Below are 11,053 nucleotides of genomic sequence, written 5' to 3'. Positions count from 1 at the left end.
TGAACCGCTTGTAGATCGAGTTCCACTTCCCGAACCGTTCCGGAACGTCACGCCACGGCGCACCGGTCCGGTACTTCCACGCCATCCCCTCGATAGCGAGCCGGTGATCCGTCCACGGCCGCGACCGACCGGTCACCGTCGGCATCAACGGCTCCATCACGGCCCACACCTCGTCAGAGATCTCCTGTCGCGTCACCGTTCAAGACTCACCCACCGAGGAGCGGAACCTCTTGATCAACACGCCCTAGGCGGAGGCCTTCGCCTTGGCTTTCTCGATCTGATAAACCCGCTGCTTGCTGATCCCGAGTACGCGGCCGACGTCGGGGGCGGAGTACTTCTCGTTCCTGAGCGCGGTTACCACGGCGCGGCGACGCTCCGCGGCGCGGGCCTGAGCCCGACGCGCCTCAGCTTCGTCCTTCTCCGCCTGTGCCCACTCGTCGAGCAGCTGCTTAGGGGCGCGCACGTCGACGGTGACGGCCACCTCGGCGGGGTCGACGTTGAGCCACATCGCAGCGACACCCTGGGCCTCGCGATCTACCTCGTCGAGAGAGGCTGCCTGCCCTCCGGTGCCGAGTTCGGGGATCTCGAACACCCACCAACGGCCTTCGCGCTCGACGCTGACGGCGAATGTCTGTGTCATCGCGTCCTCCCTCTCACTTCCAGGCCTGGGGGAGTGTCGCCCCGGCCCTCTCGATCTGTCGCAGCACGCCCGCTGAGACTTCCTTGTGCCCTGCCGGGATCGAGGCTTTCTGCGACTCGTCGGGCAGGCCCCATAGTTCGTGGCTACCCTGACCATCGCGCAGATAGACCCAGCCGATGCTCTTCAGGTGCTTCAGCACGTCTCGCGTTCGCTGTGCTTTCATGAGTCTAGTCTAGACCCCCCTTGCCCGCAAGTCAAGGGGGGTCTTGCCTTTTTGGTATTGTTCTTCGGTTTCAAACTCGGTGCCACACAGGCCGCAAAGGATCGGGCCCGCGTCGATCACGGCGTTGGATGCGCGGATCTTGCGGCTGCAGCTGCACACGGCCGTGCGGCCGTTGTTGCTCTTGGTCTTGCCCTCCGCGTCAGGCGATTCGCTTCGACGGTAGGCGGTGATCGCCGCCGTGAGCTGCGCAACCTCGGCCGCGTACGTCTCGGCGGTTCCCGTGGGCACGGTGGTGACTGACCATCCGATGCGGGGATCTTTCTCGAGCGTCAGACCGAAGCTCTCTGCGATGCTCCGAAAAGCTGCGTTGTGGTAGCGGCCCTGTCTGCTGGTGTCTTTGATTCCTCGCGTGTTCGCGGCGCCGTGGGCGGCTTCGTGCAGAAGTGTGCCGAGCACGTCCACGCCGCCGCGTGAGAGTCCTTCACCGCCGATGAACAACTCGTGCACCACCTCGTCACCACGCACCCACCGATCGGGGGCGAAGTGGCCGAGATTCACGCCCTTGACCGTGCGACCGGACGCGAGGGTAACGACGACCTCCGGCACGTCGCTGTGGCGCTGCTGAATCGCGGCCCAGGTGCGTTCGATCGCTGCGACCAGGGGAGCGGAGGTGCCCTCGCCCATCACACGGCCTCCGATGCGATCGCATCGATGAGGTCCGGGCGAAACCCTGTCCAGGGCGCCATGCCGGGAACTTGGACCACCGGAAGCTGCGTCGAGCCTCCCGCCTGCGCCACTCGCCGCGCCGTCGCCGCCGCGTCGAGGTCTGCGTCGACGTCAACGGACTCGAACGCGATTCCCCGCTCGGTGAGCGCTCGGCACGTTGCCCTGCACTGCACGCATCCCTCTCGGCCGAACACTTGCACCTCGCCGGCTTCTGTCGCACTCATCGTCCCTGCCCCTTCCCCCTCACGTTCTTTTGCCGTGAAGGCGACTAGGGCGTGTCTCTTAAAGCCTTGAGCCAGATGGTGATGGCGCGTAGGACGACGCCGCCGCGATAGGTCAGGGCGAGTTTGTCGTAGCGGGTGGCCAAGGCGCGCCATTGCTTGAAGATGTTGAATCCGCGCTCGACGACGTTGCGGCGCTTGTAGGCCTCGGTGTCGTAGGTGACCGGGCGACCACCCTTGGCGCCGCGGCGCTTGCGGTTGGCGATCTGATCATCGCGTTCGGGGATGACGGCCTGGATGCCGCGCCGGCGCAACAGCTTGCGGTTGGCCCGGGAAGAGTAAGCCTTGTCACCCAGCGCCCGGTCGGGCCTGGTGCGTGGCCGGCCCCCACCCAGGCGCGGTACCCGCAGGGCGTTCATCACGTGCTCGAACATCGGGGAGTCCCCGCCCTGCCCGGGCCCGAGCAGCATCACCAGCGGCCGCATGTTCCCGTCGCACAGGTGGTGGATCTTCGTCGACAGGCCGCCGCGGGAGCGGCCGATGGCGTGATCAGGCGGCTCGATGCGCAGATTCGTGTAATTCGTCAGGTCCCCCTGTGTCCCGGGGCAGGTTGGTGGCGTGCTGATGGGCGCGGTTGATCGTGGAGTCCACCGAGACTTCCCAGTCGATCAGCCCGGCGGCGTCGGCATGGGCCAGCAGGACGCTGTGGATCTTGTCCCACGTCCCATCACCGCTGAAGCGGCGGTGCCGCTTCCACACCGTCTGCCACGGCCCGAAGCACCCGGGTAAGTCCCGCCACGCGATCCCGGTCCGGTAGCGATAGATGATGCCCTCCACCACGGTGCGATGATCGGCGAACGGCCGACCACGACGCCCCTGCGAGGACGGCATCAACGGAGCAATCAGCTCCCACTGCGCATCAGTCAGCAACTCCGTTCGAGACACACACCGAGCGTTCCAGCGACCAGCCCAAACCTTTGGGAGACACGCCCTAGTCGCTTTCCAGGAGAACTGGCTCTTCGCGCGGATGGCGAGCGACGTCTTGCCGAGTCTTTCCAGGATGATGATCGGGTTCATCGGCGCTGTGGTCATCGGCGTGGTCGTGGGGTTCGTTCTCGGTCAGGCGCACCGCCTCCAGGCGATGTTCGCACCCGTGCTCGAGTTCCTGCGCGCGATCCCTGCGGTCGCGTTGATTCCCCTCGTCATCATCGTGCTGGGCCTCGACGACACCGCGAAGGTGATTCTGATCACCTTCATCTGCCTCTGGCCCGTGCTCCTCAATACCGAAGCTGCAATCAGAGGAATGGACCCCGGACTGCGCGAGACCGCCCGGGTGTACGGCATCCACTGGTTCCGCTACGAGTTGCAGGTCGCACTTCCCGCGGCAGCTCCGCAGATCTTTGCCGGAATGCGCACGAGTCTTTCGCTCGCGCTCATCATGGTCGTCGTGAGCGAGATGATGGCGGGAGGCAACGGGATCGGCGTCTTCGTTCTTCAGTCGCAGAGGTCGTTCGCGATCACGGACATGTGGTCGGGCATCGTGCTCATCGGGATCTTCGGGTACGTGTTCAACCTGCTGCTCATCGTCGTCGAGAACCGGGTGCTCGCGTGGCACCACGGCGCGAACACCGCCGTGGAGTGACACCGCGGTCGAGAGGACGCCCTCACACCTCGATGCCGCCGCACCACACACGCAGAACGCGACGCGCGGCAGCGATGTCGGTGAGCGGATCGCCGTCCACCAGCACGAGGTCGGCTCGCAATCCGGGGGTGATCGCCCCCCGATCGTCGAGTGAGAACGCGTGCGCGGCCGTCGAGGTGGCAGCGCGCAGCGCTTCGGCTGTTGACAGGCCGGCGTCCACGAGCAGAGCGAGTTCGTCGTGCATGCTCTCGCCGTATGGCGGCATTGCCCGTTCGAGGAGCCCGATGTAGGCGTCTTCGTCGTGCATGCTCTCGCCGTATGGCGGCGATGCCCGTGTGAAGGACCCGATGTAGGCGTCGGTGCCGGCCAGGACCGGAACGCCCGCGGCATGCATCGCGCGCGTGCTCTCGTGGGCGTGTGCATAGCTCACACCGGGAACGCCCGCTGCGGTGAGATTCGCGGCGACGCCTTTCATCATCGTCAAGGTCGGGATGAACACCGTGCCCTGGGCGAGCATCGTCTCAGCCGTCGCATCGTCGAGCGCGCGGTCGAGTGGAGCATGGGTGATCATGTCGGCCCCCGCAGCGAGGCTCATACGCACAGCTTCGTACAGGGCTGCGTGCGCGATGACCTTGAGCCCCCGCGCGTGCGCAGCAGCCACGAGTGCATCGAGCACGTCCTGGGTGGGACCGGGCAGATCGGCGATGATCTTGATGTAATCCACCCCGTCTGCCACCTGCACCTCGACGAACCGCTCCGCCTTGTCGGGGGAATCGACCAGCGCGACGTCCGGATAGGTCGGAATGCGGCTGTGCGTGCTGCCCTGAGATGTCGCCGCCATGCCGGCGGTGCGGAAGTCAGCGACTCCCCTCAGTCCCCGCAACGACTGGAACTGTGATGCGGGCCATGTCGCCATGTCCAGGCCGGTGGTGACACCGTACGTGGCGAGCGTCTCGAGGGACTCGCGCCCCTTCAGGTGCATGTGACAGTCGATCAGGCCAGGAAGGAGCACCGTACCTTCCGCGTTGACGACAGCGGCACCGACGACGACCGCATCCGCTGATACGTCACCGATGCGCCCGTCGGGCTGGACGACGACCGTCGTGGGGGCGCTCAGACTGTGTCCGTCGAAGACCCTGGTGTTCGTGATCGCGGTCGCAGAGACTGCGCCGAGCGTGGAATCCGTCATGAACTGCTCCGTTCGAGGAGATGTAGATACGAGACATTATTGTTCACGGGCTGACTACTCTCCCGCCGACGCGTTGACGGCGGCGAGCTGCTCGTCGGGGGTCATGTTCATGAACGCCTCGAGCATCTCGGGAGTCATCTCGTAGACGGTCGGGAACTGCCCGATCGGCACGACGGAGTGCAGCACCCGGTCGCCGTAGACGTGCACGAGGTTGTAGGACTGGCCGCCGTCCTGGCCGCGGGCACCGGGGTAGGCGACGGCGAGGTCCTGCGTGTAGCAGGTCGCCGACGCGACCGACACGGGCACGCCCGCGAACGTGCTGGTGGTCGAGTAGTGCAGGTGACCGCCCAGGATGCCGCGCACGTCGGTGCCCCGGATGACCTCGGCGAGGCGCTCCTGGTCGCGCAGCTCGACCAGGGCGATGAGCCCGATCGGGCTCGGCACGGGCGGGTGGTGCAGCGCGATGAGGGTGCCGTCGGGCGCGGGGACTTCGAGCTCGCGGCGCAGCCACGCCAACTGCTCGTCGCTGATCTCGCCGTGGTGCTGCCCGGGCACCGTCGAGTCGAGCGCGATGATGCGCAGACCGTTGACGTCGTAGACGCGGTCGACGGGCTCGGACTGGTCGGCCTCCTCGTCGAGCAGGCCGCGGCGGAACGCGACGCGCTCGTCGTGATTGCCCATCACCCAGATCACCTGGGCACCGAGCTTCTCGGCGGCGGGCTCGACGATGGCCCGCAGGCGCTCGTAGGCGTCGGGGCGGCCGGTGTCGGCGAGGTCGCCGGTGAACACGATCGCTTCGGGGCGGGCGTTGGCCTTGGTGAAGCCGTCGAACAGCTCTGCGAGGTTCTTGTCACTGTCGATGCGCTCGTGCAGCAGGTCGCCGTCGCCCACGAAGTGGGTGTCAGAGACATGCAGGATGAAGTGCTCGGGAGCGGGATGCTGGCTCGCGATGTGCGACATGGTGTGTGTTCCTTCCGATCAGACCGCGGTGGCGGCGGGGTCGATGATCACGGCGGTGAGACGCTCGAGCTCGGTGGGGGTGAGTCCGTGGGCGAGGAGGTAGGCGCTGATCGACCCGTGCTCGCGGTCGATGCGCTCGAGCAGCGCCTCGAGCACCTCGGCGGGGCTCTCGGTGATGAGTTCGACCATTCCCGCGGTCAGTTCGATGCCGCGCTGTTCGAAGACGGCGGTCATCGCGTCTGACCACTCGCCGCGCAGGTTCTCGGCGGTGGCGGCGTAGTCGGCCACGACGTCGTCGCGGTCGACCCCGGCGGCGGCGAGCGCGAAGGCCACGACGAGACCGGTGCGGTCTTTGCCGGCGGTGCAGTGCACGAGCACCGCGTCGTCGTCGTCAGCCGCGATGATCACCCGGATCGCGTCGACCAGCTGCGCCCCGCGCTCGTCGACGATGTGGTCGTAGACGGGCACGAGTCCGACGTGCGTGGTGGCCTGCGCGGCCGGGTCGGCGTCGTCGAACACGGGCAGGTGGTGCACGGTGACCTCGAGCCCGTCGACCGCGCTCGGCGCTGTGGCGCGCTCGTCGCCGCCGCGCAGGTCGATGATGTGGGCGACGCCGATCTCGGCCAGCCGGTCGCGACCGGTCGCGTCGATGCGGTGCAGAGCATCTGACCGCAGCAGCTTGCCCCACCGGCTGGTGCCGCCGGCTGCACGGTAGCCGCCGGTGTCGCGCAGGTTGTAGAGGCCGGCCACGGCGTGGCGACGCTCACGAGGCGCCGCGGTCGCGGCATCCGGCGACGAAGCGGCCGCGGCATCCGTCGCCGAAGGCGTCAGGTCGAGGTCGATGGTCATTCGATCAGCCCCTGCGCGCGCTCGGCGGCCTCGGTCATAGTGGCGGCCGGGTCGGCGCCGTAGAAGACCGCGTCTTCGATGGCGGTGGCGAGCACCTGGTCGACCTGGGCGTAGCTGTCGCCGGGGTACGACACCCACGGCTCGAGCGCGTCGAGCTGCTCGAGGTTGGGCTTCACGAGCGGGTTGGCTTCGACCCAGTCATAGAGCGGTCCGCCCTCGTCGGCCATGCTGCTGCGCAGCGGTAGGTACCCGATCTGGGTCGAGATGATCTCGTAGGCGCGGGGGCTGGTCATGAACTGCATGAGCTCCCACGCGGCGGCCTGCTTGGCGGGGTCGGTGGCGAACATCGCGAGGAACGAGCCCGAGTTGGTGGGCACGACCGCCTGGTCTCCGAACGCGGGCAGGGTGTGAGCGTCGAGGGTCCAGCCACCGGCCTCGGCGCCCATCATGAACGCGCCCTGCAGGGCCGAGCTGTTGACGTGGATCGCGGTCTTCCCCTGCGCGAACGCCTCGTACTGGCTGGTGAAGTCCTCGTTGGTGAGCACGCCGTCCTCGTACATCTCGGTGAAGGTCGCGACCGTATCGATCGCGGCGTCCGAGCCGAACTCGATCGTCGTGCGGTCATCGCTCAGCACCTGGGCGCCGTTCGAGAGGAAGAGGCCCTGCATGCACCAGCTGCCGCCGGTGATCACGCACGACGCGCTCATCGAGGGGGCACCGGTGGACTCGGTGATCTGCGCGGCGGCGTCTTCGATGATCAGGTCGATATCACTGACGGCGGCGGTGCTCTTGAAGGAGCGACCGACACCAGAGAGCTGGATCGTTCCCATGAGTCGCCTTCTGCAAGCGACCTGACGAACCGGGGCCTTCCCGCGAAATCCGCTTGCAGAGCTATTGCAATCGAGGAAAGTGAATTTCCTGCAAACGGAGTGTCAACGCCCATCGCCGTGGTCGATAACGTCTGGCACGTCGGATGCCTCGGCGTCGGAGCCGTCGTCGGCGACGATGTCGAGCACCTCTTCGCGCACCGCGAGGCGCGCGCGGTCGGCGGCGTCGCTCATGCGGTCGGCGACGGCGATCTGCAGGGCGTTGAGCACGAGCAGCTGTACGAGCCCGCTGCCGAGAATGCCTTGATCCCACGCCTGGAAGCGCGCACCGGCGACGAGCAGGTGGTCGGCGCGGGTGGTGAGCGGGGTACGGGCGAAGCTCGTGACCCCGATCACGGTGGCGCCGGCGTCGACGGCGGCGTCCGCAACCGCGAGGGTCACCGAGTTGGCGCCACTCGAGCTGACGATGAGGCACACATCACCGGGGGCGAGCACGCGGGCGGTGAGGTGGGCGACCACGCCGTCAGCGGGCGCTTCGCAGGGCCGGCCGTTGACGGCGAACGCGACGGCCGACGCCTGGGCGGCGGCGTGCGAGGCGCCGGTGCCCGAGATCAGCAGGCGCGGCGCGCGGGCGATGGCGTCGGCAGCGGCGTCGAACGCGACCGGGTCGATCGAGGCGAGCGCGGTCTGCAGCATCCCACCCGCCCCTCGGCCAGCCACCGCAGAAAGCCCTCGGTGCCGGCGGGTGCGTCGGGCGCGGCGGTGGCGTCGGCGGCGAGGTCACGCACGAGCAGCATGCGCAGGTGCTGAAAGCTGCGCAGCCCCAGCGCCTGGGCGGTGCGGCTGACGGTGGCCGGCGACGTGTTGGCGGCTTCGGCGAGGTCGGCGCCCGACATGTCGACCACGTCGTGGGGTCGCTCGGCGCAGATGCGGGCGACGCGCTGCGCGCTCGGTACGAGCGACGGCAGGATCGAGAGGATGTGGTCGATGGTTCCGCCGAGCGGCGGCTCGTTGAGGGGCGAGTTCATGTAGCCGGTGATCACCTTTCGGGTTCGCCGCACATCGTATGGGCGCAATGCGACCACGACCCCAACCATAGGTGAACGCAGCGTTCATCGCCTCCGCTATCCGCGAAAGGCAATTTCATGACCTCCCTGCGTCCGCTCGAGCTCCCGAACAGTGCCATGCCCGCAAGGAAGTCGGCCAAGGGTGACTCGACCGAAGACGCCCACCTCGAGCGCCGCGATGGCGCCTACGATGACCGTCCGTGCGAGCCAGAGCCACGTGATCTGTCGATCCCGGCGGTCAAGCGCTCGAACGTTCCGCACGTCGATGTTCCGCTGGCGGGGGCGCCGGGGCAGCAGACACCGGTAACCAACGACGCGAAGAAGCCTGCCACGACGATGACGCCCGCAGCGCGGAACCAGAGGGCGGGGGCGACGCGCGAAACTGATCCTGCTCATGGCCCGATCAGACCGATGGCCACTCAGACGTGAAAGGGGAGACATCGCGCCCGGGCCGAACCGTCGCACGCTGACGTCCCCTCACCGCGCAGTGCCCGCAAGGGGATGGTAGATGGGCGAGCAGTTCTGGGACTCTGGTCGACGATTCTTCAGCTCGCCTGTGGAAGTCCCTGGGACAACGCCTGTCGGATTCTCCAAACAGGAAAACCGCTGAGCTGCGCAATCAAGTCCACATCGAACTCGTGCTCGAAGTAGGCCACCCGCACCGCCCGGATGCGCGACGGATTGTCACCGAAAGCCAGTGTGAACTCGGTGGCGTAGCGCTCCCAGACGCTGAACTCATACCCCGGTGCCGTCACGATGCATTCACCTCATCCCGGGTGCAACTCTCAGGAGTGGTCGCGGTGCTAATGCGATGCTACGACACCCGTGTTAACGCCAGGACACAAGGAGATTCCGGGAAAGCTCGCTACGCACGGTGTGCACCGATACGGGGATGGCCCGCCCGGGGTGCATGGTTCACACCGGGGTGACCAAGGGAATTGGGGGCTCTTCGGACATGCGGTGGGGGTGAGGCTCGCCGGGTGATGGTCGGCGGGTAGGGGTCGAGGTCCCCGAGGATCAGTAGCGCCAACTGCTGATCCATCACGAGGACCTCGACGTGCTTCACCCTACTTCGGGGTGCGCTGACGCGCGCTCTGCCGCTGATCCGTGTTACCGCTGCGATCTGCTGGTCGGTCTCGACGGCGTCCATGTCGAGCACGTTGACCGCCGCGACGGGCTGCTGATCGTCACCGTTTCGACACCGGCGGCGCCGACCGGGTGCCCGTTGTGCGGGGTCGTGGCGATCGGTCGAGGGCGCCGCCGTCGAGTGTTGCATGACGTGCCGGGCGTGACGCGGGTGCGGATCGTCTGGCGGCAACGGGTCTGGCGATGCGGCGACGTGGGCTGTGCCAAGAAGACGTTCGTGGAGCAGCTTCCCTCGCTGGTCGCTCGGCGCGGGTCGCTCACAAGGCGAGCCGTCGACTGGGCGATCGGGCAGCTGCGCCGCGAGCACGCCACGATCGAAGGACTACGTCGTCAGCTCGGGACATCGTGGAAGACGGTGTGGCGGGCTGTTGAGCCTGAACTGGTGCGGTTGGCAGCCGACGAGTCCCGGTTCGAGAACGTGACCACGCTCGGCGTCGACGAGCACATCTGGCATCACGTCGACCACCGCAAGCGGGGCCCGAAGGAACTGACCGGCATGGTCGACCTCAGCCGCGACAGCACCGGGAAGACGCGGGCCAGGCTGCTCGACCTCGTGCCGGGCAGATCGGGGAAGGCATACGCGTCCTGGCTCAGCGAGCGGGGCGAAGCGTTCCGAAAGAACGTGAAGGTGGCGGCGCTGGACCCGTTCGCGGGCTACAAGACTGCGATCGATGACACGCTCGAAGACGCGGTCGCTGTGCTGGACGCGTTCCATGTCGTCAAGCTCGGCACCGCCGCCGTCGACGAGGTCCGCCGCCGCGTCCAGCAAGACACCCTCGGGCATCGCGGTCGGAAGGGCGACCCGCTCTACGGGATTCAGACCATCCTCCGTGCCGGGGCCGAGAACCTCACCGACAAGCAGCGGATCCGGCTGACCGCGGCAATCGAGGCCGATCCTGCGCACGACGAGGTGTTCGTCGCGTGGCAGTGCGCACAGCAGCTGCGCTCTGCCTACCACGCGAAGGACCTGACCGAGGGGCGGCGGATCGCCGAGAGGGTGGTCGACACGTTCCACACCTGCCCGATCCCCGAGATCGCCCGCCTCGGCCGCACCCTCCGCCGCTGGCGTTCAGCGTTCCTGGCGTACTTCACCACGAGCCGCGCGAACAACGGCGGCACCGAGGCGATCAACGGGATCATCGAGCTCCACCGCCGCCTCGCCCGCGGCTATCGCAACCGCGAGAACTACCGCCTCCGCATGCTCCTCACCGCCGGCGGACTCACCCCATGACCCCCCCACCGGATGTCCGAAGAGCCGGTTATGCCGCTTCCGCGAGGGTAGCGGACGCGGTCGCCGCGTAGGCGGCTTCGTAGGTGTTCGGGGTGATGTTGCCGATCGCGGAGTGGCGCCTGCGGGTGTTGTAGCGGTGGGCCCACCGGAACACGGCCCGGTAGGCGGTCGCCTGGTCCGGGAACGCTGCCCGGCCCTCGAGAAGCTCGCGTTTGAGCGCGGCATTGAAGCTTTCGGCCAGTGAGTTGTCGGCACTCGTCCCGATCGCGCCCATGGACTGGGTCACCCTGAACTGCTCGCAGAGCGTGCCGTAGGCCKTGGAGGKGTAGACG

General features: G+C 67.5%; 17 protein-coding genes. 3 read left to right on the top strand and 14 right to left on the bottom strand.

From position 1 onward, the window contains the following. The 6 genes from DC432_RS14930 to DC432_RS14905 form a co-directional block, all read right to left on the bottom strand. On the bottom strand, positions 1 to 196 hold a 196-nt coding region (locus DC432_RS14930), incomplete at its 3' end, for a transposase (protein ID WP_133177960.1). 48 nt (positions 197 to 244) lie between these two features. Continuing rightward, entirely contained in the window at positions 245 to 640 is a 396-nt protein-coding gene (locus DC432_RS14925) for a hypothetical protein (RefSeq protein WP_045245690.1), read from the bottom strand. Positions 641 to 653: 13 nt separating this feature from the next. Next, a complete protein-coding gene (locus DC432_RS14920) occupies positions 654 to 863 on the bottom strand; it encodes a type II toxin-antitoxin system HicA family toxin (protein WP_045245688.1) in 210 nt (69 codons plus the stop codon). Between the two features lie 9 nt (positions 864 to 872). Then, the gene (locus DC432_RS14915; protein ID WP_048809517.1) at positions 873 to 1,547 is read right to left on the bottom strand and encodes a SprT-like family protein; all 675 of its coding nucleotides are present in this window, start codon (positions 1,545 to 1,547) and stop codon (positions 873 to 875) included. Beyond that, positions 1,547 to 1,813, bottom strand: a complete 267-nt coding sequence (locus tag DC432_RS14910) for a glutaredoxin domain-containing protein (protein WP_045245687.1) — start codon at positions 1,811 to 1,813, stop codon at positions 1,547 to 1,549. Before DC432_RS14910 ends, DC432_RS14915 begins: the two co-directional genes overlap by 1 nt. Positions 1,814 to 1,857: 44 nt before the next feature. Further along, a protein-coding gene (locus DC432_RS14905) for an IS5 family transposase (protein WP_241186004.1) occupies positions 1,858 to 2,701 on the bottom strand; the annotation gives its coding sequence in 2 pieces (ribosomal slippage) (positions 1,858 to 2,394 and positions 2,396 to 2,701; 843 coding nt in all). Positions 2,702 to 2,870: 169 nt separating this feature from the next. On the opposite strand from DC432_RS14905, the gene DC432_RS14900 reads away from it, so the two are divergent. After that, a complete protein-coding gene (locus tag DC432_RS14900) occupies positions 2,871 to 3,452 on the top strand; it encodes an ABC transporter permease (RefSeq protein WP_005052801.1) in 582 nt (193 codons plus the stop codon). Between the two features lie 22 nt (positions 3,453 to 3,474). On the opposite strand, the gene DC432_RS14895 is transcribed toward DC432_RS14900, so the two are convergent. The 6 genes from DC432_RS14895 to DC432_RS14870 all read right to left on the bottom strand — a co-directional run bounded on the left by DC432_RS14895 (position 3,475) and on the right by DC432_RS14870 (position 8,305). Then, positions 3,475 to 4,641, bottom strand: a complete 1,167-nt coding sequence (locus DC432_RS14895) for an amidohydrolase family protein (RefSeq protein ID WP_045245739.1) — start codon at positions 4,639 to 4,641, stop codon at positions 3,475 to 3,477. Positions 4,642 to 4,695: 54 nt separating this feature from the next. Next, on the bottom strand, positions 4,696 to 5,601 hold the full coding sequence (locus DC432_RS14890) for a phosphodiesterase (protein WP_005052799.1): 906 nt from the start codon (positions 5,599 to 5,601) through the stop codon (positions 4,696 to 4,698). Between the two features lie 18 nt (positions 5,602 to 5,619). After that, a complete protein-coding gene (locus DC432_RS14885) occupies positions 5,620 to 6,450 on the bottom strand; it encodes a tyrosine-protein phosphatase (protein WP_005052798.1) in 831 nt (276 codons plus the stop codon). After that, the gene (locus DC432_RS14880) at positions 6,447 to 7,280 is read right to left on the bottom strand and encodes an extracellular solute-binding protein (protein WP_005052797.1); all 834 of its coding nucleotides are present in this window, start codon (positions 7,278 to 7,280) and stop codon (positions 6,447 to 6,449) included. The genes DC432_RS14885 and DC432_RS14880 overlap by 4 nt, the downstream gene beginning before the upstream one ends. Before the next feature lie 102 nt (positions 7,281 to 7,382). After that, positions 7,383 to 7,973 (bottom strand): SIS domain-containing protein, encoded by a 591-nt coding sequence (locus DC432_RS14875; RefSeq protein WP_005052796.1) that lies wholly within the window; start codon positions 7,971 to 7,973, stop codon positions 7,383 to 7,385. Continuing rightward, on the bottom strand, positions 7,889 to 8,305 hold the full coding sequence (locus DC432_RS14870) for a MurR/RpiR family transcriptional regulator (RefSeq protein ID WP_165801295.1): 417 nt from the start codon (positions 8,303 to 8,305) through the stop codon (positions 7,889 to 7,891). The genes DC432_RS14875 and DC432_RS14870 overlap by 85 nt, the downstream gene beginning before the upstream one ends. A gap of 117 nt (positions 8,306 to 8,422) precedes the next feature. On the opposite strand from DC432_RS14870, the gene DC432_RS16235 reads away from it, so the two are divergent. Further along, positions 8,423 to 8,773 carry a hypothetical protein gene (locus tag DC432_RS16235; protein ID WP_005052795.1) on the top strand — a complete coding sequence of 117 codons (351 nt, stop codon included), beginning with the start codon at positions 8,423 to 8,425 and terminating at the stop codon, positions 8,771 to 8,773. A gap of 116 nt (positions 8,774 to 8,889) precedes the next feature. Here DC432_RS16235 and DC432_RS14865 read toward each other — a convergent pair whose 3' ends face one another. Then, entirely contained in the window at positions 8,890 to 9,099 is a 210-nt protein-coding gene (locus DC432_RS14865; protein WP_045245741.1) for a hypothetical protein, read from the bottom strand. Positions 9,100 to 9,401: 302 nt separating this feature from the next. Between DC432_RS14865 and DC432_RS14860 the strand changes: the two genes are divergently transcribed. Then, a complete protein-coding gene (locus DC432_RS14860; protein ID WP_231729493.1) occupies positions 9,402 to 10,721 on the top strand; it encodes an ISL3 family transposase in 1,320 nt (439 codons plus the stop codon). Positions 10,722 to 10,749: 28 nt separating this feature from the next. Here the strand turns inward: DC432_RS14860 and DC432_RS14855 are convergent. Continuing rightward, on the bottom strand, positions 10,750 to 11,053 hold a 304-nt coding region (locus DC432_RS14855), incomplete at its 5' end, for an integrase core domain-containing protein (RefSeq protein ID WP_133177959.1).

Source organism: Microbacterium testaceum (genome assembly GCF_003075375.1).
Lineage (GTDB): Bacteria > Actinomycetota > Actinomycetes > Actinomycetales > Microbacteriaceae > Microbacterium > Microbacterium testaceum_E.
This window is presented reverse-complemented; position numbering and strand designations above follow the sequence as displayed.